The 23144-nt window shown below is 61.2% G+C and carries 21 protein-coding genes and 1 pseudogene; 17 read left to right on the top strand and 5 right to left on the bottom strand.

The genetic code is table 11. The features are described 5' to 3' along the window. Positions 1 to 2 precede the first annotated feature (2 nt). Positions 3 to 533, bottom strand: coding sequence for an NfeD family protein (locus PMI37_RS09615; protein ID WP_008080315.1), 531 nt, complete (start codon positions 531 to 533; stop codon positions 3 to 5). Between the two features lie 173 nt (positions 534 to 706). Between PMI37_RS09615 and PMI37_RS09610 the strand changes: the two genes are divergently transcribed. From PMI37_RS09610 to pgaD, 15 genes are all read left to right on the top strand, one after another. Next, positions 707 to 1168, top strand: a complete 462-nt coding sequence (locus PMI37_RS09610) for an aminoacyl-tRNA deacylase (protein WP_008080313.1) — start codon at positions 707 to 709, stop codon at positions 1166 to 1168. A 129-nt stretch (positions 1169 to 1297) separates the two neighbouring features. After that, the gene (locus PMI37_RS09605) at positions 1298 to 1543 is read left to right on the top strand and encodes a DUF2789 domain-containing protein (protein ID WP_008080312.1); all 246 of its coding nucleotides are present in this window, start codon (positions 1298 to 1300) and stop codon (positions 1541 to 1543) included. Positions 1544 to 1635: 92 nt separating this feature from the next. Continuing rightward, positions 1636 to 1881 (top strand): type II toxin-antitoxin system Phd/YefM family antitoxin, encoded by a 246-nt coding sequence (locus PMI37_RS09600; RefSeq protein WP_008080310.1) that lies wholly within the window; start codon positions 1636 to 1638, stop codon positions 1879 to 1881. Next, a complete protein-coding gene (locus tag PMI37_RS31210) occupies positions 1871 to 2152 on the top strand; it encodes a type II toxin-antitoxin system RelE family toxin (RefSeq protein WP_008080308.1) in 282 nt (93 codons plus the stop codon). The genes PMI37_RS09600 and PMI37_RS31210 overlap by 11 nt, the downstream gene beginning before the upstream one ends. Before the next feature lie 141 nt (positions 2153 to 2293). Next, a complete protein-coding gene (locus PMI37_RS09590) occupies positions 2294 to 2722 on the top strand; it encodes a MarR family winged helix-turn-helix transcriptional regulator (RefSeq protein WP_008080307.1) in 429 nt (142 codons plus the stop codon). Next, positions 2719 to 4782 carry an FUSC family protein gene (locus PMI37_RS09585; RefSeq protein ID WP_008080305.1) on the top strand — a complete coding sequence of 688 codons (2064 nt, stop codon included), beginning with the start codon at positions 2719 to 2721 and terminating at the stop codon, positions 4780 to 4782. The genes PMI37_RS09590 and PMI37_RS09585 overlap by 4 nt, the downstream gene beginning before the upstream one ends. Then, positions 4779 to 4988 carry a DUF1656 domain-containing protein gene (locus PMI37_RS09580; RefSeq protein ID WP_007917703.1) on the top strand — a complete coding sequence of 70 codons (210 nt, stop codon included), beginning with the start codon at positions 4779 to 4781 and terminating at the stop codon, positions 4986 to 4988. The genes PMI37_RS09585 and PMI37_RS09580 overlap by 4 nt, the downstream gene beginning before the upstream one ends. Further along, the gene (locus tag PMI37_RS09575; protein WP_008080303.1) at positions 4985 to 5887 is read left to right on the top strand and encodes an efflux RND transporter periplasmic adaptor subunit; all 903 of its coding nucleotides are present in this window, start codon (positions 4985 to 4987) and stop codon (positions 5885 to 5887) included. Before PMI37_RS09580 ends, PMI37_RS09575 begins: the two co-directional genes overlap by 4 nt. After that, entirely contained in the window at positions 5884 to 7326 is a 1443-nt protein-coding gene (locus PMI37_RS09570; protein ID WP_008080301.1) for an efflux transporter outer membrane subunit, read from the top strand. The genes PMI37_RS09575 and PMI37_RS09570 overlap by 4 nt, the downstream gene beginning before the upstream one ends. A 93-nt stretch (positions 7327 to 7419) precedes the next feature. Next, positions 7420 to 8055, top strand: coding sequence for a hypothetical protein (locus PMI37_RS09565; protein WP_008080300.1), 636 nt, complete (start codon positions 7420 to 7422; stop codon positions 8053 to 8055). 319 nt (positions 8056 to 8374) lie between these two features. After that, a complete protein-coding gene (locus PMI37_RS09560) occupies positions 8375 to 9880 on the top strand; it encodes a YdgA family protein (RefSeq protein ID WP_008080299.1) in 1506 nt (501 codons plus the stop codon). A gap of 258 nt (positions 9881 to 10138) precedes the next feature. Beyond that, positions 10139 to 12619 carry a poly-beta-1,6 N-acetyl-D-glucosamine export porin PgaA gene (pgaA, locus tag PMI37_RS09555; RefSeq protein ID WP_008080298.1) on the top strand — a complete coding sequence of 827 codons (2481 nt, stop codon included), beginning with the start codon at positions 10139 to 10141 and terminating at the stop codon, positions 12617 to 12619. A 12-nt stretch (positions 12620 to 12631) separates the two neighbouring features. After that, a complete protein-coding gene (pgaB, locus tag PMI37_RS09550; RefSeq protein ID WP_008080297.1) occupies positions 12632 to 14629 on the top strand; it encodes a poly-beta-1,6-N-acetyl-D-glucosamine N-deacetylase PgaB in 1998 nt (665 codons plus the stop codon). A 1-nt stretch (position 14630) separates the two neighbouring features. Continuing rightward, positions 14631 to 15986 (top strand): poly-beta-1,6-N-acetyl-D-glucosamine synthase, encoded by a 1356-nt coding sequence (gene pgaC, locus PMI37_RS09545; protein ID WP_008080296.1) that lies wholly within the window; start codon positions 14631 to 14633, stop codon positions 15984 to 15986. Next, positions 15983 to 16510, top strand: a complete 528-nt coding sequence (gene pgaD, locus PMI37_RS09540) for a poly-beta-1,6-N-acetyl-D-glucosamine biosynthesis protein PgaD (protein WP_008080295.1) — start codon at positions 15983 to 15985, stop codon at positions 16508 to 16510. Before pgaC ends, pgaD begins: the two co-directional genes overlap by 4 nt. Before the next feature lie 89 nt (positions 16511 to 16599). On the opposite strand, the gene PMI37_RS09535 is transcribed toward pgaD, so the two are convergent. Beyond that, positions 16600 to 18126: an FAD-dependent oxidoreductase gene (locus PMI37_RS09535; RefSeq protein WP_008080294.1), complete on the bottom strand. Its 1527-nt coding sequence runs from the start codon at positions 18124 to 18126 to the stop codon at positions 16600 to 16602. A gap of 139 nt (positions 18127 to 18265) precedes the next feature. On the opposite strand from PMI37_RS09535, the gene PMI37_RS09530 reads away from it, so the two are divergent. Together PMI37_RS09530 and PMI37_RS09525 are read left to right on the top strand one after the other, a co-directional pair. Continuing rightward, the gene (locus PMI37_RS09530; protein WP_008080293.1) at positions 18266 to 18826 is read left to right on the top strand and encodes a YbhB/YbcL family Raf kinase inhibitor-like protein; all 561 of its coding nucleotides are present in this window, start codon (positions 18266 to 18268) and stop codon (positions 18824 to 18826) included. Between the two features lie 457 nt (positions 18827 to 19283). Beyond that, on the top strand, positions 19284 to 20678 hold the full coding sequence (locus tag PMI37_RS09525) for an aminotransferase-like domain-containing protein (protein ID WP_045123082.1): 1395 nt from the start codon (positions 19284 to 19286) through the stop codon (positions 20676 to 20678). 11 nt (positions 20679 to 20689) lie between these two features. Here PMI37_RS09525 and panB read toward each other — a convergent pair whose 3' ends face one another. The 3 genes and pseudogenes from panB to PMI37_RS09510 all read right to left on the bottom strand — a co-directional run. Further along, positions 20690 to 21508, bottom strand: coding sequence for a 3-methyl-2-oxobutanoate hydroxymethyltransferase (gene panB / locus PMI37_RS09520; RefSeq protein WP_008080290.1), 819 nt, complete (start codon positions 21506 to 21508; stop codon positions 20690 to 20692). Between the two features lie 43 nt (positions 21509 to 21551). Further along, on the bottom strand, positions 21552 to 22805 hold the full coding sequence (locus PMI37_RS09515; RefSeq protein ID WP_008080288.1) for an ATP-grasp domain-containing protein: 1254 nt from the start codon (positions 22803 to 22805) through the stop codon (positions 21552 to 21554). Beyond that, positions 22786 to 23144 (bottom strand): annotated as a pseudogene (locus PMI37_RS09510) (methylaspartate mutase); the annotation flags it as partial. The gene PMI37_RS09515 and the pseudogene PMI37_RS09510, both read right to left, overlap by 20 nt.

The raw sequence follows: 23144 nt of genomic DNA, 5'->3' as shown, positions 1-23144 counted from the left end.
GATCACTCTCCGAGCGGCGCCGCGTCAGCCGCGGCCACTTGCAGCAACAATCCCTTGCGAGCCACCACGCGCACCGTTTGTCCGGTGTGCAAAGGGGTGGCGCTGAGCACTTGCCAGCGTTCGCCTTGCAGTTGAATCCAGCCATTGCGCGCATCGCCCGGTTGCACGGTGGTGATCGCGGTGACGCTGCCGAGCAGGCCGGCATCACCGCTGACGGCTTGGCGCGGGCGGGTTTTCAGGGCTCGGATCACCAGTGCAATCAACAGCAGCGCGCTGATCAGGCCGAGGCCGATCATCAGCGGCACTGGCAATTCGGCGTTGCTCAGAATCAGCGCGCCGATGACGAACATGATGATCCCGCCCAGGCCGATCACGCCGTAATTGGGCAGCGCGGCTTCAGCGATCAGAAACACGATGCCGAGGGTGATCAGCCATAGGCCGACCGGGCTCATCGCTGGCAACGAGCTCTCGGCGGCGAAAGCGGACGCGCTGCTCAGCAGGAGCAAGGCAAAGACACAACATCGGCTGTTCACGTGACTCTCCATGAGCGTCAGTGGCGGGTTCTTTCAGTCTAGTTCAGGGTTGGTCTGGATGAATTTTGATCAATGTGCGGATGTGTCCAGTGAGCGGATTTCCCGTCGCCAGCGGCCCGCCGAACTAGACTCAAAACACAGCAACCACCTTCCGCGCGACACCGAGGTGCATCATGCGAATGGCAAGAAAGGTGCAAAGCAGCCTGACCCGGGCGCATTGCGAATATGACGTCGTCGCTCACCGGCATTCATCCAGCAGCCTGGAAACCGCACGGGTCGCCGGAGTGCCCGCCGAGCGCGTGGCCAAATCGATCATCCTCGACGACCACCACGGGCATTACCTGATGGCCGTGCTGCCGGCCAGCCGTCATCTGGATCTGAGCAAGGTGCGCAACAGCGGCGAATGGCAACTGACCCGCGAAAGCAATCTGGCGCACATCTTCGACGACTGCGAACGCGGCGCGGTGCCGCCATTGGGTGATTCCTACGGGCTGGACATGGTCATCGACCCGCTGCTGACTCGGCAGAAGGATATTTATCTGGAGGCGGGCAATCACAACTACTTGCTGCACATGAGCATGCCGGAGTTTCTGAAAATGGTGCCGCATGCCGAGGTGCGGGAGTTGAGTCATTAGGATTTGCAGTGGTCTCGCTGACCTCATCGCGAGCAGGCTCACTCCTACAATGGGATTGCATTGCACCTGTAGGAGTGAGCCTGCTCGCGATTAATCTTCCATACACCCCATTTTTGAAGGAGCTCAGCAATGGAACAACCAACCCACAGCCTCCCATCTCTCTTCAAACAACTCGGCCTGGACAACGACCCGGTCAGCATCGACCAATTCATCGCCACCCATTCCCCGCTTAAACCCGAGCTGCACTTGGCCGATGCGTTTTTCTGGACGGAGAGCCAGTCGCAGTTTTTACGCGATGAGATTCTGGAGGATGCCGATTGGGCAGAGGTGGTGGATCAGTTGAATGTGTTGTTGCGCAAGGGAAGACAGGGCTAAGACCGGTGACCTCTGGTCATTCAACTCAGAACCATGGTTGTTGCAGTTCAAAAAATAGACCAAAATCACGACCTCAATTGAGGTCTTTTATTATGCAAAGTGTTCTCGCCGATATGGCTGTCAGTGTTTCCGAGTTAAAGAAAAACCCTTCTGCCGTGCTGAACGGCGCGCATGGTGGAGCAGTGGCGGTTCTCAACCACAATCGCGTTATGGGCTACATGGTTCCAGCGGATGTGTACGAAGCAATGATGGAGCGGCTTGATGATCTGGAGCTTGCTGAAGTCGTTCGCGCCCGCAGCCACGAGACGCCAATTTCGGTAAGCCTGGATGACCTATAAGCTCGAATTTCTGCCATCTGCTTACAAAGAATGGAACAAGTTGGGTCACACACTACGAGAGCAATTCAAAAAGAAGCTGGGCGAACGGCTGAATCTGCCTAGAGTGCCTGCCGATGCGCTGCATGGGATGCCGGATTGTTACAAAATAAAATTGAAGGCTTGCGGCTATCGCTTGGTTTATCAAGTGATCGACGAACGCGTAGTCGTTTCCGTTGTTGCGGTCGGCAAACGGGAGCGCAGTAGCGTTTATGAGAATGCTAAAAAGCGCTGAATGACTTTCGGAGAGATTTTCTCCGCCCGAATAGGCAATTTGTTTCAAAACTTGACTGAAATTCCCCTCCAATGCGATATTGATAGTTAGCAAACTAACAGTGTGCATTTTCCCGTGCCCGATTCCCTCGACGCTCTCCAGATGAACATCAGCAGTGCCATGGTGGTGGCCGCCAGGCATTGGCGGAAGATCTGCCAGACCACGCTGGTCAACTATGGAATCTCCGAAGCCTGCGCCGTGCCGCTCTTGATGATCGGCCGTTTGGGCGAGGGTGTGCGGCAGGTGCAGGTGGCGCAGGCGGCCGGGATGGAGAGTCCGTCGCTGGTGCGTCTGCTCGATCAGTTGTGTCATTCGGGTTACGTCTGCCGTACCGAAGATGCCCACGATCGCCGCGCCAAGTGCTTGAGCCTGACCGACACCGGTCGTGAACTGGTGCAAGCGGTGGAGATCGAACTGGTGCGTCTGCGTCATGAAGTGCTTGAGGGCATCGACCAGAGCGATCTGGAAGCTACGCTTCGGGTACTCAGAGCTTTTGAGGCGGCCAACCCGCCATTGGTGGTTAATTCTTGAACGGTTTTTTCTCCGGCATTCCGCCGGCCCGGGACTGGTTCTACGGGGTGCGGACTTTTGCAGCGTCGATGATCGCGCTGTACATCGCCTTGCTCATGCAGATGCCGCGTCCGTATTGGGCGATGGCGACGGTGTACATCGTCTCCAGCCCGTTCCTCGGCCCGACCAGCTCGAAAGCGTTATACCGTGCGATCGGCACCTTTCTCGGTGCGGCAGCGGCGGTATTTTTCGTGCCGATGTTCGTGCAGAGCCCGTATGTGCTGGTGGTGGTGATCGCGCTATGGACGGGGATTCTGTTGTTCATGTCCCTGCATTTGCGCACCGCCAACAGCTACGCATTGATGCTCGCCGGTTACACCTTGCCGCTGATTGCCTTGCCGGTGGTGGATAACCCGCTGGCGGTGTGGGACGTGGCCGAGGCGCGTACTGAGGAAATTTTCCTCGGCATTGCTGTTGCCGCCGTGGTCGGTGCGATGTTCTGGCCGCGACGCTTGGCGCCGGTGTTCAACGACGCCGTGAGCAAGTGGTTCGCCGACGCAACCACCTACAGCCTGAAATTCCTCAGTCGCGACGTGCAACCCGAAGAAGTCACCGCGCTGCGCATGGCCATGGTCGCCAACTTCAACAGCCTCGAATTGATGATCGGTCAGTTGCCCCACGAAGGCTCGCGACCGCAAACCGTGCGCAACACCAAAGAATTGCGCGGGCGCATGATTCATCTATTACCGGTGATCGATGCGCTGGAAGATTCGCTCTACGCCCTCGAACGACGCACGCCGGAACTGGTGGAAAAATTCGAACCGCTGCTGGCCGCAACCCGCGAATGGCTCGCTCGCCAGGACGCCGATCTCGACCGCTGGCAAGCGCTGAAAGATCAGCTCGAAGCCCTGCAACCGAGCGCTGAAGCGCTGGAAGATCGCCGGCAACTGCTGTTCTCCAACTCGATCTACCGGCTCGGTGAATTCATCGATCTGTGGCAGGACTGCCGCAGCCTGCAGGACGCCATTCTCTGCGAGCGCCAGGACAGCTGGCGCGCGGTGTATCGCCACTGGCGCCTGGGTCGGTTGACCCCGTTCATTGATCGTGGGCTGATGCTCTACTCGGTCGCCTCGACGATTCTGGCGATCATCACCGCCTCGGTGCTGTGGATTCTGCTCGGCTGGCCGGACGGCGGCAGCGCGGTGATTCTGGCGGCGGTGGCGTGCAGTTTCTTCGCCTCGATGGACGACCCGGCGCCGCAGATTTACCGGTTCTTTTTCTGGACCGGCATGTCGGTACTGTTCGCCAGCCTTTATCTGTTTTTGATTCTGCCCAACCTGCACGATTTCCCGATGCTGGTGCTGGCGTTTTCCATCCCGTTTATCTGCGTTGGCACCCTGACCGTGCAGCCGCGTTTCTACCTCGGCATGCTGCTGACGCTGGTCAACACCTCGTCGTTCATCAGTATTCAGGGCGCTTACGATGCGGACTTTTTCGCCTTCGTGAACTCCAACCTGGCGGGGCCGATCGGTCTGCTGTTCGCGTTTATCTGGACGCTGGTGGCGCGCCCGTTTGGTGCCGAATTGGCAGCGAAACGCCTGACCCGTTTCAGCTGGAAAGACATCGTGCACATGACCGAGCCGGCCAACCTCGCCGAGCACCGCAAACTGGGCGTGCAGTTGCTCGATCGGCTGATGCAGCACCTGCCGCGTCTGGCCCTGACCGGCCAGGACACCGGCATCGCCATGCGCGAAGTACGCGTCGGTCTGAACCTGCTCGATTTGCTCGCCTACACCCCACGGGTCACCGGCGCACCGAACGCTTTGTTGCAGCAAGTGGTCAGTGAAGTCGGTGAGTATTTCCGCGCTTGCCTCAAGGCCGGCGAACGCTTGCCGGCGCCGGCCCCTCTGCTGATGACCCTGGATCGCACCCGCCGTGCGCTCAATGGCCACGGCGACGATGAAACCCGTCTGAACCTGTTGCACGCCTTGAGCGGTTTGCGTCTGGCGTTGCTGCCCGGCGTCGAATTCGTTTCCAGCGCCGAGCCCGAAGAACCGCTGCCCGATGGAGCGCCCCTATGATCGGTGATCTGGACATCAGCGGCATTTTCCTGCCGACCTTGCTGGTGTTGATGGGCATCACTTATGTGCTGTTTTTGTTGGTGCATGCCGTGCTGACGCGCGTGCACTTTTACCGTCTGGTCTGGCACCGGGCATTGTTCAACGTGGCGCTCTACGCGGTACTTCTGTACGGCGTGGACTCACTCAGTCGATACCTGATGACATGAAAAAACCGTTTTTGACCATCGGTCGCGTGGTACTGACCCTGCTGATCGTGACTTTTGCCGTTGTCCTCGTCTGGCGCATGGTGATGTATTACATGTTCGCGCCGTGGACCCGTGACGGCCACATTCGCGCCGACATCATCCAGATCGCCCCGGACGTGTCCGGGCTGATCCAGCAGGTTGGCGTGAAGGACAACCAGTTGATCAAGCGCGGTCAGGTGCTGTTCAGCATCGATCAGGATCGCTTCAAGCTGGCGTTGCGTCAGGCCAAAGCAACTGTCGCTGATCGCGAAGAAACCTTGGCTCAAGCCCAGCGAGAAGCCAAGCGTAACCGTGGCCTCGGTAATCTGGTGCCGGCCGAGCAACTGGAAGAAAGCCAATCGAAGGTCGCCCGTGCGCAATCAGCACTGGCCGAAGCCATGGTCACCGTGGACAGCGCCCAGCTCAACCTTGATCGCTCTGTGATTCGCAGCCCGGTCGACGGCTACGTCAACGACCGCGCGCCGCGTCCGCAGGAATTCGTCACTGCCGGGCGTCCGGTGTTGTCGGTGGTCGACAGCAACTCGTTCCACATCGATGGCTATTTCGAAGAGACCAAACTCGACGGCATTCATGTCGGCCAGTCGGTGGACATTCGCGTGATCGGCGATCGCGCCAAACTGCGCGGGCATGTCGAAAGCATCGTCGCCGGTATCGAAGACCGCGACCGCACCAGCGGCAGCAACCTGCTGCCCAACGTCAACCCGGCGTTCAGTTGGGTGCGGCTGGCGCAGCGGATTCCGGTGCGGATTGCCTTTGATGACGTGCCGGAAGATTTCCGCATGATCGCCGGGCGCACTGCCACGGTATCCATCATCGAAGACTTGAAAGTCGACGATAAAAAGCAGGAGCCCGCGCAATGAGCAGGGCCCTGATGATCGCCGGGATGGGCATGATGCTGTCGGCGTGTCAGATGGTCGGGCCGGACTATCACGTGCCTGAGAGTTCGGCGGTTCAGCGCAAGGATTTTCAGGGCGAACTGGCCGTGGCCGGTAAACCCGTCGTATCGGCACCGGTGCCGGCGGACTGGTGGCGGCTCTATAAAGACCCGCGCCTCGATCAACTAGTGCAGCAGGCGATGGCCTCCAACACCGATCTGCGCGTTGCTGCTGCCAACTTGCAGCGCGCTCGCGCCCAAGTCGACGAAGCCGAGGCCGCTGGTGGCTGGAGTGCTGGCGTGAAAATGGGCGCCGAGCGTTTGCAGGAATCCGGACAGGCGTTTTTGCTGCCGGAAAAAGTCCCGGTGGCCAATATCGGCGACATCGGCATCAGCGCCTCATACCAATTCGATCTGTGGGGCACCTTGCAGCGCGGCATTGAAGGCGCCAAAGCCAACGCCGATGCCACCCAAGCCGCCGCCGATACCGCACGCATCACCTTGGTCGCGGACGTGGTTCGCGCTTATACGCAAGTCTGCGCGGCCAACGAAGAACGCGAAATTGCTCAGCATTCCCTCGACCTGCAATCGCAAGGCACCACGCTGATTCAGCGTCTGCGCGACGCCGGGCGTGGCGATGAAACCCAGGTCACCCGTTCGCAAACCCAATTCAAATCCCTGCGCGCCGACATGCCGCGCTATGAAGCGGCGCGTCAGGCCGGGTTGTTCCGTCTGTCGATGCTGCTGGCGAAACCGGTCGATCAATTGCCGGCTGGCACTGCGACGTGCGCCGAGCTGCCGAAGATCGCCCAACTGGTGCCGGTCGGTGATGGCGCGGCGCTGCTCAAGCGTCGTCCGGACATTCGTCAGGCTGAACGGCGTCTGGCCGCTGCAACTGCCGGGATCGGCGTCGCCACTGGCGAGTTGTACCCGGACATCAGCATCGGTGCGACCATCGGCACCGTCGGCATCATCGACGACCTCGGTGATCCGTCGACCAATCGCTGGGGTTTCGGCCCGTCGCTGAGCTGGAAAGTGCCGACCAACGGCGCCCGTGCGCGCATTCGTGAAGCTGAAGCGACCACCCAAGGCGCGCTGGCGCACTTCGACGGCGTGGTGCTCAATGCCATTCGCGAAACCCAGACCGGCCTCGCCCAGTACAGTGCGCTGCTGCAACGCCGCGACGCGCTGGCCGATGCCGAGCAGTCGGCGAAACTGGCGGCAGACCAGACGCACCGCTTCTTCCAGGCCGGCCGCGAGTCGTTCCTGGCGGATCTGCAAGCGACTCGCACCTACACCGATGTCACCGCGCAACTGGCCGCTGCCAACACCCAGGTTGCGATGAGCCAGATCGATTTGTTCCTCGCCCTCGGCGGCGGTTGGGAAAGCGGACGAACGCACGCTCCAAGCCCGAGCAAACCCTGAGGCCATAGCTATGCTTTGAAGTGTTGGAAGGGCGCCCCGTGCAAAGCACCCTTCCAGCGCACATTGCTAGCGCTGGTCTAGGGGAAACCAATAATGAAAAACCCTTACGCTCTCGGCTTCTGGTGCGCCCTCGCAGCGCTGGTGCTGCTCTCGGCCACCTATTTCTACGGCATCATGCTGGCCCACCAGATCGACAAGGCCATGATCTTTCTCGACAGCACCGTCGCGCTGATCGCGGTCATGGCGATCGTCGTGGTGGCCTGGGCGTCGATCCAGGTTCAGCGCGTCAAGAAACGGCAGCTTGAACAGGGCAAGACCCTGGTGCTGATCTGGGACACCAAAGTCGCCCTGCGTCGGGTCGAAACCGTGTTCGACCGGTATTTCTGGGGCAGCTACTGGCAGCCGGGACGAACGTTCGCCGAAGTCATGGGCGAACTCACCGGTACACCGCTGGAGAAAAGTCTCGAAGCGCTGAAAAAGCAGTGCCTGGAACTCGACAAGCAGATTGATGGCGAGGGCTGGCATTGGTTGAACAACGCCCGCGAATTGTCGGATGTCGCCACGGCCATGGCCCGTGAGCGTTATCAGCTGGATTTCTGCGACCCGCGCGCTGATGGGCCGGGTGGGGCGGTGATTGATCGGGATTTCGAAGTGCTGGTCTACACCTGGACCGCGCGACTGAAAAGCTTTGATCATCAGCTGGATGAAATCGAGGTTCAGTATTCCTGATTCTCGGCTGAATCATCTGGCCTCATCGCTGGCAAGCCAGCTCCCACAGGTTGACGTGGTGTGCACAAATTTTGTGTTCGCTGAAGATCCCTGTGGGAGCTGGCTTGCCAGCGATGGCAGTTTTGCTAACTGCGAAACTCTCACTGCCTGTCGGTTGTCCATTCTCCCCATAGACACTCTTTCACCTTTAAACGTTGGGCCGTCTTGCGCGCCCGGTGCTAATCTCCATCGCTGAATTCAGCGCAGTCGAGCCGCGACCCGGTCACGGGTTCAGGGAAGACGACCACACTCACAGCCACGGAAATCGATCAGGTCATTCATGAATAAATCAGCAGGCGTGCTTCTCGGAATTGTTGTTGCCATCGGCGCGATCAGCGCAGGCGGGGCCTGGTACACCGGGACCAAGATCGAAGGCGTGTTGAACAACGCCGTCAGCAACGCCAACAAAGAGCTGCAGACCGCCATGGCCGGCTCCAACGGCAGCGCGTCGTTGGAACTGGTGTCGCTGGAACGCCACACCTTCACCAGCACCGCGCACTATCGCCTCAAAGGTGAAGGCGAGATGTTTGGCGACAAGCCGCTCGAATTGCTGTTCGTCGACCACATCGAACACGGCCCGCTGCCGTTCTCGCGTCTGGTTTCGCTGAAATGGCTGCCGGTCATGGCCACCAGCAACTACGAGCTGGAAAAGAACGCCGCCACCGAGAAGTGGTTCGCCGCGACCAAAGGCGCCTCGCCGCTCAAAGGCGTGACCAACATTGGCTACGATGAATCCACCACCAGCACCCTTGATCTGCTGCCGTTCGAAACCGCGCTGGATGAGCAATCGAGCCTGAAATTCTCCGGCCTGACCATGAACATCTCCGCCAGCGCCCAGGCGCAGAAGGTCAAGGCGGACGGTTACATGGACAACCTGAAACTGGTCACTGTGGCCGAAGATCAGGCGCCGGTGCAGGTTGAACTCAACGGTCTGACCCTGGCCAGCAATCTCGCCAAGAGCAGCTACGGCTATTACACCGGGGAAAACACCCTGGTGCTGACCAACAGCAAAACCACCTTCGGCACCAAACAATCGGTGCTCGGCGTGAAGAACTTCGAAATGAAGAACCTCACCGAAGAAAACGGCAGCAATGCCTCCGGCCGCGCGGACTACAAAGTTGGCGAAGTGTCGCTCAACGACAAGAAAATCGGTTCGGCGAACATGGCCATGAGCCTGAAAAACCTCGACATCCCGTCGACGATGTCGCTGATGCAGATCTACCAGACCAAACTGCAGCCGTACGAAAAAGCTGCCGCCGAGGCTGCAGCTCAAGGCTTGCCGGCTCCGGAGCTGAACCTGACCGAAGCTGAAAACGCCCAGGTCAAAGCCGATCTGCAAAAACTGCTGGCTGCCGGCCCACAGTTCGCGCTGGAAAACCTCTCGTTCAACACCGCCAACGGCGAGAGCAAGGCCAATCTGGTCATCGACCTGACCAAGCCGCAATCGATGGACTTGCCGCCGGATCAGTTGGGCAAACAGCTGATCGCATTGCTTGATCTGAATATTCAGGTGTCCAAGCCGATGCTGGTCGATTTGCTCAGCGTGCAGGCGCAACTGGATGGCCAGACTGACGCCAAAGCCATCGTCGATCAGTCCAAGGAAGCGGCGGACATGTTCGCCGGTATGGCAGTCGGTTCGCAGTTGGCCGTGGTCGACGGCAGCAACGTCGTGACCAAACTGCATTACGCCGCCAATCAGGTCGAATTCAACGGCCAGAAGATGACCGTCGAGCAGTTCGTCGGCTTCCTGATGAGCAAGTTCGCCGGCGTCACGCAAGTGCAGTAATCCTGCGCTCTTAATAGCAACGCCCGGCCTCTGTGTTGAACAGACGCCGGGCGTTTTGCTGTCTGGCGTTCGGGTTTTGGCTGTTGCGGCGCAACCGTCGTGACGATTCTGAACAATTATTGTGTTCTGAATTCTGGTCTACGCTTGCGTGCAAGACTGCCTGACTAAGCTTGGCCGTTGGATGTGCACTGGCGGCCACCGTTACGAATGGGCAAGGAGGGCATTGCGACCCGGCTGGCCATGTAAGGATGCTGACGAATGCCGCGTATTGATGTTCCTGTATTGCATCGTGGTTTACGCCCTTTGTTCCGTGTTGCGCTGTGCAGCCAGTTGCTCTGGCCGGCGCTGGCGTTTGCCGACACACCCTACGATCAGATGGTGCGCGACGCCCGTGCCGGGCAAACCACGCCTGCGCTGACGGTGCTGCGTCAGGTGCCGCCGGGCCAGTCGACCACCGGGCAGATCAGCGATCACCTGCAAATCGCCAGTTGGGCCGGGCTCGACGCCGAAGTGGTGCAGGTCTATGAAACCCAGGGTCGCGATCGCGTCTTGCCGGTGCAGGCGCTGACTGCCACGGCGCACGCCTATCGCAACCTCAAGCGCTGGGATCAGGCGACCCAGGTCTACAACAAGGCCCTGGCGCTGGAACCGGACAACGCCGACCTGCAACTGGGCCTGGCCCTGACGCAGGCGGATGCCGGCAAGCCCGACGAAGCGGTGACCCGCGCCAAGGCGCTGGTCGCAGCCAAACCCGATGATCCTTCCCGTCGCCTCGCGCTGGGCTATGCACTGACCCGCGCGGGCAAGCAATACGACGCGCTGTTCGAATACGATCAGGCCTTCAAACGCGCCGGCAGCAAACCGGAAGTCGCCCGCGAATACGTGGTCGCTTTGCAAAAAGCGCGACTCCCGGAGCCAGCACTGCGCCTGGCCAATCAACGCCCGGGGCTGATTGATCCGGTCACGCTGCGCCGCCTCGAAGGCGACCTGGCCGCCGAACGCGTGCGCCTCGCCGAACTCGCTACCCGCAGTGAAAAAGAACGCTACGTCATCGCCGACCGCGCGCTGGCCGACTACGACAAACTGCTCGCCACCTGGACACCGGACGCGACCGCGCATGACGACGTCACCCGCTGGCGCATCGACCGCATGGGTGCACTCAAGGCCCGCGCGCGCACCGCCGACGTCATCACGGAGTACCAGAAGCTGCAAGCCGAAGGCGTGAAGATTCCGACCTATGCCTTGCGTTGGGTGGCGGCGTCTTATCTGGATCAGCGCGAACCGGAAATCGCCACCGACCTCTATCGCCAAGTGCTGGCTGCACCGGACGCCGATGTCGGCGACCGCCTCGAAGACACCACCGCGCTGTATTACGCGTTGCTGGAAAGCGACCGCGCCGACGAGGCACGTAAAGTGGCGGAAGACGCCGCCAAGTCGCAGCGTCCGCGCATCGAACTCAAGGGCTTGCCGATCGGCAACCCCAACGATGAATGGATGGACGCCCAGCAACTGGCGGCACAGGCCGGCACCTACGGTTCCGATTTACCGCACGGTGAAGAGCGCTTGCAGACTCTGGTCGATCAGGCCCCGGGCAATATCGGCTTGCGCCTGGCCCAGGCCGATTTGTACCTGGCCCGCAACTGGCCGCGCCGCGCAGAAATGCAGCTCAAGGAAACCGAGAGCATCGTGCCGCGCGACATGGGTCTGGAAATTGGCCAGGCGCACACGGCCATGGAGTTACAGGAATGGCGGCAAATGGATGCGCTGACCGACGACGTCGTCGCGCGTTACCCGGACAACCGCCAAGTGCAGCGTCTGGCGCGTGAGCGCGAAGTCCATGACATGTCCGAGCTGCGCGTCGAAGCTTACGGCGGCAAGGCCAACGGTGGCGGCAGCAGCGGTGCCGGGGCGGTCAGCGGCAGCCGCGATTTCGGCATTCAAAGCACGCTATACAGCCCGCCAATCGATGACGACTGGCGCGTGTTTGCCGGCGTCGGATACGCCACCGGCGACTTTGCCGAAGGCACCGGCAACCATCGCTTCCAGCGTGTCGGCCTGGAGCGGCGCACCCGCGACATGACCCTCGAAGCCGAAGTCTCCAATCACGATTACGGCTACGGCGACAAACAGGGCGCGCGTCTGGCGATCGCCCGCGACATCAACGACCACTGGCAGTACGGCGGCAGCCTTGAATACCTCTCGGCTGAAACACCGCTGCGCGCGCTCAACAGCGACATTAAGGCCAATGGTGGCAGCGGTTTCATTCGCTGGCGCGCCAACGAAAGCCGCGAGTGGCGTCTGGCGGTGAGCCCGTCGCATTTCAGTGACGGCAACAACCGCGTCGAAGCTTTGCTCACTGGCCGCGAAGGCGTTTACAGCGCGCCGAACGTGCAGGTCGACGCCGGTCTGGAGGTCGGCACCAGCCACAACTCCAAGTCTGATGACGTGCCGTACTTCAACCCCAAATCCGACTTCAGCGTGATGCCGCTGGTCAACGTCAATCACGTGCTCTACCACCGCTACGAAACTTCCTGGAGTCAGCAATTCCAGGCCGGCGCGGGGACGTACAGCCAGCGTGATCACGGCACCGGCGGCATGGCCCTGCTCGGTTATGGGCAACGCTATGCCTGGAACGACGTGTTCGAGGTGGGCGGTTTGTTCAGTGTGATCAACCGGCCCTACGACGGTGATCGGGAGACCGATCTGCGTCTGCTCGTCGACCTCACTTTCCGCTTCTAGAAGAGTTTGAAGATGCCTTTGATTTCGCGTTTCATCCTTCTGCTGGGAGTGCTGCTGATCAGCGCCTGCGCCCAGCAAGCTCCGGCCTTCGCGCCGCCGTCCGAGCGTCCGCTGGCGGCCAGTGAAAAACCGTGGCCGAAAAATCATGTGCTCGGCATTGCCTATCACGATATCGAAGACCGCGACCCCGATCAGGCCGTGGTGGCGGTGCGCACCGAACGCATGATCGAGCAACTCGCCTGGCTGCGCGAAAACGGCTACAAGCCGGTCACGGTCGACCAGATCATGGCCGCGCGCAAGGGCGGCCCGGAGCTGCCGGCGAAAGCGATTCTGCTCAGCTTCGACGACGGCTATTCGAGTTTTTACACCCGCGTGCTGCCAGTGCTGCGCGCCTACAACTGGCATGCGCTGCTGGCGCCGGTCGGCAGCTGGATCGACACACCGCTCAATCAACCGGTGGATTTTGCCGGTGCGCCGCGTGCGCGTTCCGACTTCCTGACCTGGGATCAGGTGCGTGAAATCTCGCAATCGGGTCTGGTGGAAATTGCCGCGCACACCGACGCCAATCACAAAGGGATTCTGGCCAACCCGCAAGGCAACATGCAGCCTGCCGCCGCGACACGGCGCTACGATCCCGTGACTAAACGCTATGAATCCGAGGCCGATTTCCAGGCGCGTATTCGCACTGACGTGAACAACATCTCGGAGAAAATCCGCAAGGTCACCGGCAAGAAACCGCGTGTCTGGGTCTGGCCTTACGGCACGGCGGACGGTACTTCGCTGACCGTGGTCGGCGAACAGGGCTACGAAATGGCCCTGACGCTGGACGACGGCCTCGATGCCCTCGACAACCTGATGAGCAGCCCGCGCTTCCTCGTCGCTTCCGATCCTGACGGCGAACATTTCGCCAACAGTGTCGTCGGGGTGCAGTCGGATTTCACCATGCGCGTGGTGCATGTCGATCTGGACAATGTCTACGACCCGGACCCGGCGCAACAGGACATCAACCTCGGCAAGCTTGTGCAGCGCATGGCTGACATGGGCGCCAACACGGTGTTCCTGCAGGCCTTCGCCGATCCGCAGGGCGACGGCCTGGTGCATTCGCTGTACTTCCCCAACCGCCACTTGCCGGTGCGCGCCGATATTTTCGACCGGGTCGCCTGGCAACTGCGCACCCGTGCCCACGTGAAAGTCTTCGCGTGGATGCCGGTGCTGAGTTTCGGTCTCGATTCGAAGCTGCCGCGCGTCACCCGTTGGGACCCGAAAACCGGCACCACGTCGGTCGACCCGGACCAGTACAAACGCCTGTCGCCGTTCGATCCGGAAGTACGGCGGATCATTGGCGAAATCTACGAAGACGTCGCGCGCCTGACCTCGGTCGACGGCATTCTTTACCACGATGATGCGGTGCTCTCGGATTTCGAGGACGCCAGCCCTGAAGCCTTGAAAACCTACGCCGCCCAGGGCTTGCCCGGCTCAATCGCCGCCCTGCGCGACGATCCTGCCGCGATGCAGCGCTGGACGCGCTTCAAGAGCAAATACCTCATCGATTTCACCAACGAACTGACTGCCAAAGTCCGCGCGATTCGTGGTCCGCAGGTGCTGACCGCACGCAACATTTTCGCCGAGCCGATCCTCAATCCGCAGAGTGAAGCGTGGTTTGCGCAGAACCTCGACGACTTCCTCGCGACCTACGACTGGACGGCGCCGATGGCCATGCCGCTGATGGAGAAACAGACCCAGGCAGAGTCCGGCCCGTGGCTCGAAGCCTTGGTGGCCACGGTCAAGAAACGCCCCGGTGCACTGGACCGCACGGTGTTCGAATTGCAGGCACGTGACTGGACGAAAAAGGATCAAGCCGACATCGACGGTGCGCATCTGGCCGACTGGATGGGCCGTCTCAAGCGTCAGGGCGCGACCAGTTTCGGTTACTACCCGGACAACTTCCTCGACAACCTGCCGGACCTGAAAACCGTAAGGCCTGCGCTCTCCAACAAATGGAATCCATAACATGCTGGATAGACTGTTAGCCCTGCTTGTTCTGGCGATTGTCCTCGGCGTTCCGCTGGGGCTGATCTTCCTGGTGACCGGGCAGTTCCTGATGGACTTCGTGTTCTTCTACCCGTTGTTCATGTCCGGGTTGTGGATTGCCGGTGGCCTGTATTTCTGGCTGCACTGGGAGCGGCACTGGCCGTGGAAGGACGATACCTTGCCGCCGCCGCTGGAAGGCGAGCCGCTGATTTCGATCCTGATCCCTTGCTACAACGAGGGTGATAACGCCGCCGATACGATTCACGCGGCGCTGGCCCAGCATTACCCGAATATCGAAGTCATCGCGATCAACGACGGCTCCAAGGACAACACCGCACAAGTGCTCGACGCACTGGCCAAAGAAGACCCTCGGTTGCGAGTGCTGCATCTGGCGGAAAACCAGGGCAAGGCGGTGGCCCTGCGCATGGGTGCGATTGCCGCGCGCAGCGAATATCTGGTGTGCATCGACGGCGACGCGTTGCTGGCGCCGAACACGGCGGCGTATCTGGTCGCACCGATGCTGGATAACGCGCGCCTTGGCGCGGTGACCGGCAACCCACGGATTCGTACACGTTCGACGCTGGTCGGGCGGGTACAGGTCGGCGAGTTCTCCTCGATCATCGGCCTGATCAAGCGCACGCAGCGGGTGTTCGGGCGGATCTTCACCGTGTCCGGGGTGATCGTCGCGTTCCGCCGTACCGCACTGAACCGGGTCGGTTACTGGAGCCCGGACATGATCACCGAAGACATCGACATCAGCTGGAAGCTGCAACTCGATCACTGGAGCATCTTCTACGAGCCGCGCGCGCTGTGCTGGATTCTCATGCCGGAAACCCTCGGCGGCCTGTGGAAGCAGCGTCTGCGCTGGGCCCAGGGTGGCGCCGAAGTACTGTTCAAGAACATTCGCGGCATCTGGCAGTACCGCCATCGTTACCTGTGGCCGCTGTTGTTCGAATACTGCCTGTCGACCGGTTGGGCGTTCACCTTCCTGCTGTCGGTGATTTTCTGGGGCGTGGGCAAATTCGTGGTCATGCCGGAAGCGATTGCGGTGGATCACCTGATGCCGCCGGCGTTTACCGGTTTGCTGTTGGCGTTTGTCTGCCTGGTGCAGTTCGCGGTCAGCATCATCATCGACCGGCGCTATGAGCCGGGGCTGGGCAAGACCATGTTCTGGGTGGTCTGGTATCCGTTGGTGTTCTGGCTCATCAGCCTGCTGACCACGCTGGTCAGCTTCCCGAAAGTACTGTTCGGCCAACATCAGAAACGTGCGCGTTGGGTCAGCCCTGACCGGGGCATCAAACCGATTGGCGACGACGAAGAGGAGGTCATCAAATGAAAATCATCCGGACTCGCCAGCGGCCCTTCCTGGTTGTGGTCGACGTGATCCTTACGGTCATTGCCTGGGTTGGCCTGTTGTTTCTGCTGATTCGCGGCTTATGGCCGTTGATCGAAACGCACGCGGGCGGGCCGCGCATCGACAACTCGGCGTTCGATGCGCTGGGTACCTTGCAGATTTACCTGTGGGTGGCGTTGGTCAACGCGGTGATTCTTATCAGTTGGGCGCGTTATCAGCAGCGCAAAAGTCGCAGCTTCGCCCAGCGCCGGTTGCCGTCGCCGGTGATCGACGATGAAGGGCTGAGCAAGAGCTTCAAGCTTTGCGATGACCGCTTTCAGAAATTGCGCAGCCCCGGGGTGATGACCATTCACAACGATCAGGAAGGCGACATCAGCCATGTGGTGACGCATTTCTGGCCGGTGCAGCAGCAGGAATTGCCACCGCCGTTGGCACCGCTGGAGCATCCGCGCGTGATCTTTCTGCATGCTGAAGACGACGACAACCGCGAGCCTCTGCCCCGCTAACCGCACGAACAATCCAACCCCTGTAGGAGCTGCCGCAGGCTGCGATCTTTTGATCTTTAACGTCAAAAGATCGCAGCCTGCGGCAGCTCCTACAGGGGGATGATCAGTGTTCGGGCTTCTTCCATCGGCAATGGTTGTTTCATGCGTTCGGCGAGCAAAGCCATGGCGCGTTCTTTTTCGCAGGCGACTGCTGCGACTAGCACACCGTTTCTGCCGAACAGCCCAATAAACGGCGGGTGCTCCGGCTCGCCGAGAAATTCGACCTCATCCCAGTGTTCGGCATGACCGAGGTAGTCGTAGTTCTTGCCGAAATGCCAGGTCCAGAAAAACGGCACGTCCAGATAATGTTCCTCGCCGCCGAGCATGTTCGCGGCGGCGATGCGCGCGTGCTGCTGGGCCAGGCGCCAGTGTTCGATGCGTTGCGGCAGGCCGTTCAACGTGAAGGTGGCGATGTCGCCGATAGCCCACAGACCTTCGCTTACACGCATGCCGTCATCGACGCGCAACGATTGGTCTTCCTCCCTCGGCAGCGACGCAAACGCCTGCGTGGCCGGGTGTACGCCGACCCCCGCCAACACCAGATCCGCCGACAACCGCAGGCCATTGTCCAGCAGCACGGCCTCTACTTTGCCGTCGCCGATGATCTCTGTCGCTTGGTGATCGGTGATGAATTTCACGCCTTTTCCTTCGTGCAGTGCGCGGATTGCTTTACCCACCGCCTCGCCGAATTGCGCCGCAAAAGGAATATCGTGGCGCGCCAGTACCGTGACGTCGAGACCGTGTTGGCGCAGAGCCGAGGCGCACTCGAGGGCAATAAAGCTGTCGCCGATAATCACCGCGCGCTGATCGGGGCTGGCCGCTTTCATGATCTGCTCGGCCTGGGCCTTTGAGCGCAGTAAAAACACTTGTGGCAGGTCGGCGCCGGGCAGCTTCAAGGGATTGGGCTCGCCACCCGTGGCCAGCACAGCGGCGTCATAACTCAACGTCTGGCCATCATCGAGATGCAGGGTTTTTGCTGTGGCGTCGAGTGAGACGACTTCACCGTGCTGGCGCTCGATACGTTGCTCGCTATAGAAAGTTTCATCTCGCAGCGCTGGGGTTTCCTGCGGCGACATTTCTCCGGCGAGGACAAATTTGCTCAGCACCGTGCGGTCGTAACCGGCAGCGGGCTCGCGGTCGATCATCAGGATGCGCCCGCCAAACCCTTTCTCCCGCAGGGCTGCCGCGCACGCGGTGCCCGCCGCTCCGGCGCCGACAATCACGAACGTCCGTGGGTCGTCCGCCGGCGGTGTGTGCGGATCCGGCAGCGGTTGGTCGTCGACCCAGACCTCCTCGCCACGCAGCTCCAGCGGGTAACGCTTGAGGCTGTCGAGGGCCGGCGGTTCGCACAGCGCGCCGTCCTCCGCACGAAAAGCCGCTTTATGCCATGGACAGATCAGCCGTCCGTGGCACAACGCGCCCTCCGCCAGCGGCGCGCCGGCATGCGGGCATTCGCCCTGAAACGCCCGCAATTGGCCGCCGGTGCGCAGCAGGACGATCTTGCAATCGGCGATTTCGACTTGCAGACCACGGTCTTCAGGAACATCGGCGACACGGGCGACTCGGTGCAGGGACATGTTCGGCTTCCTCGCAGGCATTTCTCTTACGAGTTTGCGCCACGGTGTGAGGTTCAGCCATTTGCCACTGCCACGGCACGAACGGTACGGCTATAGTTTGCAGGCCGACGATGGCCCAACTGCACAAGGTGCTCCCGGAATGACCCGATTGACCTCTCTCAACCCATGGCTGGCGGCGCTCGCTGTCACCCTTTGCGTGCAGTTTCCGGCGCAGGCCCAGGAGCGTTTCACCCTGAGCATCCCTGGCGTGTCCGATAACCGCTTGTTCACCTCGGCGGCTGCCAGTGATGCCGCCGGTTGCGGCGGCAAGAACCAGTCGCCGGCGCTGAGCTGGAACGCCGGCCCCGCAGGGACCCAGAGCTACGCGATCGTCATGCATGATCCGGACGGGCAGAAAGGCCTGGGCGTCGATCACTGGATTCACTACGGCATCAAGGCCAACACCCGGCAGATTGCGGCAGGTGTCGGCGCCAAGTCGGCGTTGGAAGGCGTCGGCGGTACCAACAGCAAAGGCAACACGCATTACATGGGGCCTTGCCCGCCGGTAGGCGACAGTGCGCACCACTACATCATTCAGATCTACGCCCTGGACCTGGCCCCGGACGCCTTGCCCGCCGGCCTGACCCGCGCCGAGCTGATGGAAAAAATCAAAGGCCATGTCCTGCGCAACAGCAGTGCCGTGCGGCGTTATCACCGCTGATGACACGCTGAAAAAAGCGCGCGCTCCGTTCGGGGCGCGCGCTAACGGTTGGCGTCGGCCGCTGAAAGCGAGCACTATCCCAGCGCCCCCCCTTCGCGCTGCAGGCCCAATTCGCAGGCTCGTGCTGACGGTCTGTTCCTCTCCTCGCGCCGATGCGGGTGTACGCTACCCTTTGCAAACGGGTTAACCCTGAACGCTGGAAATGGTCACCGGGACTGTCGAAGATGCCATGTGTCCGGCACTCGACGCGGGTCCGGGGAGAATGCCGTGCCGATCATCTTCGGGCACATGTGTGACTATCGAAAACGCCCACTGCTGAAAACGCTTTTAGACCGACTGGCATCTGTACGATGTCCGAGCGTTGGCATGGATGGCCGAGTGCAAGTGTTTGCCCCGTGGTCTTGACCTCGAGGGGCGAGCGCAGTACCTAACGCACCAGGATTTAAAGCGATTGAGCATGAACCCAAGTAAAGATTCGACATTTGCCTACCAGGCTGTTTACCGCTATCTCGTCGAACTGATCGAAGCCGCGAGTCCCGAGGGAGAGCAGAAACTGCCGTCACTGCGTCAACTGGCGCAGCGTTTGAACGTGTCGGTGTCCACCACCAAATACGCCTATTCACTCCTGGAAGACCAGGGGCGGATCTACGCCCGACCGAAGCTCGGTTACTACACCCGGGCAATGCCTTCGGCACTGGTCAGCGAGGGTTCGCCGAACCTGCTCGACAGCGTTTTCGCCAGTGCCCGGCAACCCGGCATGCTGGCGCTGAGCAGTGATGCCCCGGCCATGTTGTTGTCGCTGGAAAATCCATTGCTGATGACCGAGCGCGAGCTGACGCGCCAATATCCACGCAGCCATGCGCCGCTTTATCAACCGTTTGGCGAAACCGAGCTGCGCAGTGTTCTGGCTGATCGCTACACCCGTTCGACGCGCTGCTACTGGCGTGCCGAACACGTGTATATCGGCTCCGATTTGCGCAGTGTGCTGGAATTGTCCCTTGAAGCCCTGCAATTGACAGGCACCGTGGCGCTGGTGGAGTCGCCGTGTTCCTGGGCGATTTTGCGCCAGTTGCATGCGGCGAAGATCCGCGTGATCGAAGTGCCGTTGGGCGACGATGGCCGCTTCGACTTGCCGCAGCTGCAACTGTTGTTGCAGCGCGAGCCCATCAGCCTGGCCGTGTTGTCGTCGACGGTGAGTATTCCCCACGGCAGCCTGATGCCTGGCGAAGATAAAAAACTGATCTGCCGCTGGTTGGCCGAGCGGCGTATCTGGCTGTTTGAAAATGACAGCTACGGCGAGTTCTGTTTCGAGCCGGGCGCCACCCGTTATCGTGATTTTGCCGACCCCGAGCGCCTCGTGGTGTTTTCGACGTTCGACAAGATCATCGGCTCGGAAGCCCCTTATGGCTATGTGTTGAGCCGGTTTCAGGGGCCCGAGCTGCATCGTCTTTTTCTTGAGCGAGCCTTTCGCCTGTCGCCGATTCGGCAGAAGGCGATTGCCCGCTTGTTCACCACGCGGCGCATCGATCAGCACACGCAGATGTTGCGCAGCCTGTTGATCGGGCGCATGCAGCGCATGCAAGGCATGCTGCACGAGCACACCGAAGGCCAGTTGCGCATCGTCGCGCCGCTGGGCGGTGCCGCGTTCTGGGTCGAGGCGACGCGGCCGGTGAACATGCGCCGGGTGTTCGAGCGTCTGTTGGCCAAACGCATCGTTATCGCTCCCGGCGAAATATTCAGCCAGCAAGGGGCCTGGCAGCATCACCTGCGCCTGAGCTACACCATCGACTGGAGCAAGGACATTACCCAGGCGTTGAAGATGCTCACTCAGGCCATTCAGGATGAAAGCTGAGGCCCTGACGTTCAATTGATGCCGTAGCAGTGCTTGGGCTCGGGGAAGGTACCGTCGCGAACTTCCGCAGCAAACGCTTCGCACGCCTGCGTGATCAGCGCGCCGACATCGGCGTACTGTTTGACGAAGCGTGGCACATGATCGCCACCGAGCCCGAGCATGTCCTCTGTCACCAGCACTTGGCCGTCGCACGCCGGTGAAGCGCCAATGCCAATGGTCGGCATTGGCGAGAAGTCGGTGACCCGGCGTGCGACCCCTTCGGCCACCCCTTCAAGCAGCAGGCTGAAAGCACCGGCTTCAAGGTGCGCGCGTGCATCGGCTTCAATCGCCAGCGCGGCCGTCTCGTTCATGCCTTGGGCCTTGAAGCCGCCCATGGCGTTGACGTACTGCGGCATCAGGCCGATATGCGCCATTACCGGGATGCCACGTTTGACCAGGAACTCCACCGTGTCGGCGAGCACCGCGCCACCCTCCAGCTTGATGGCGTCGCAGCCAGTGCGCGCCATTACCTGCGCACAATTGCGATAGGCCTGCTGGGGCGATTCCTGATAGCTGCCAAACGGCATGTCGGCGATCACACAGGCCAGCCGTGTGCTGCTGACGACGGCGCGGGTGTGCGCGATGATTTCCTCCAGGCTCATGTCGAGGGTCGACGTGCGGCCATAACCGACCATGGCGGTGGAGTCCCCCACCAGGATGAAGTCGACGATGGGGTCCATCAATTTGGCGATATGGCTTGTGTACGCGGTCAGGGAGACAATTTTCTGTTGCCCCTTCATCGCGACCAGTTGAGGAACGCTCAGTCGTTTGGTTCGGGTATGCAGGCTCATGGCTCTCTTCCTTGTTAAACCCCGTTGTCAGGGGTGTCTGTGGTTACAACCAGTCCCTTTCCCATCCACGCCACGCGGCGTAATCGGCGTCGATGCGTTCGAGCAGCGGGTGCAGCAAAAACACCGCGCCCGGGGAGCTGTTCAGGTCAATGGTGGGGGCCATCCTTGCCCCCTCGGCGAAACGAAACCTGACGTTATGAAAACTCGGCAGGCTTTCCAGGCGCTGGCGTGCCTGGCCCTGCGCGAACAGGCCCGGGCGATGGGCAATCAGGTTCAGGCACTTGGCGTGTTGCAGCAGCCGATAACGCTTGGGCCATTGCGCCAGGCGCAACGGGTCCAGATAGCTCAGGCACGTCAGCGCCACTTGATCGTTGCCAGTGGCGGCTTGCAGCGCGGGCGGGCAAGCCAGGCCGGAGAGCCGCGCGCCGCTTTCCAGCAGGCGCGGGCCGTCGGCGGTCAGAATCAGTTCGGTGTGCGCCGGGCCGTGCACAATGCCCAAGGCGTCGAGCACGCCTTGCACGTACTCGATCAGTGCTGGCAGCTGCGCAGCTTCGGGTGGCACCAGGTCTTCGCGGTCGTAGATTTTGCGGCCATCGGCGGCGAAGGTTTTCGAGCATTTCCAGACGTCGGTGATCCAGTGCTCGCCCTGATGGCTGACGCTGTTGATCACGTATTCATCGCCGCTCAGGTATTCCTGCAACAGCAGGGCTTCGTTGTTGAGCATCATCAGGTTGGTCGCACCGAGGATCGACTCGACGGCCGCCTGCAATTGCCGCGCATCGTCGCAGATGAACACGTTGTCGGAACCGGCGCTGTCCAGCGGCTTGGCGACCACGCGGGTGCCGCCGCGTGCCTTGAACCAGGCCAGTGCCTCAGCCATCGATCGGGTGCGCAGTTGCGCCGCCACGGGCAGGCCGGCCTGCGCCACGTGCTCGGCCATCAGCGATTTGTCACGACGCGCGGCGGAGGTGGCCGGATCGTTGCCGGGCAGGCCCAGCCGCGCGGCCAGCAAATCGGCCAGTTCGACGCCGAATTCACTGCCGGTCAGCACCGCCGCCGGTTGTTGCGCGGCGAGTGTCGCGACCAGTGCATCGAGGCCTGCGTCGGCGACGCTGTAGTCCTCGGCAAACAGCTCTTTCGGGCAGCTCGCCGCAAAGGCATCGGGCATGTGCGCGCGCGAGCGTACATGCAGCAAGCGGCGTTGCCCGGCGAGTGAGCGCGCCAACAGCGCGCCGGTGGAATAGGCGTCGACCAGAATCAACGGCGCCAGGCTTAAATCAATGCAAGGGTTGGTCATAACGATTCACCGTGTAATGCAACATCTGAAACAGTTCGCTGGAGCTGACGCCGGGGCCATTCAGCGACCAGCCGCTGCTGCGGGGCAACGGCAGGCTGCCGGTATTGCCCCAGCGCAGCGCGCCCTTGTCGTCGATGCGGGTGGTGGCGCGGCCGGGGTTGTCCGGGTGCAGGCAGTAAGGGATGTCGAGCAAGCCGCGCGCGAACGCCTGGATCAATGCCAGGCCGATGTCGGCGTGCAGATTGCGCACGGTGTCTACCAGTTGCCGCGCTTCGAAGAGGGTTTCCTGGTAGTAACCGGCGCTGCTCGCGTCGATCGTCGGCAGGTCGCCGGCGGCCA

The organism is Pseudomonas sp. GM80 (genome assembly GCF_000282515.1).
In the GTDB taxonomy this organism is placed as follows: Bacteria; Pseudomonadota; Gammaproteobacteria; order Pseudomonadales; family Pseudomonadaceae; genus Aquipseudomonas.
The sequence above is the reverse complement of the archived record's forward strand: the minus strand, read 5'-3'. Positions and strand labels throughout refer to the sequence as shown.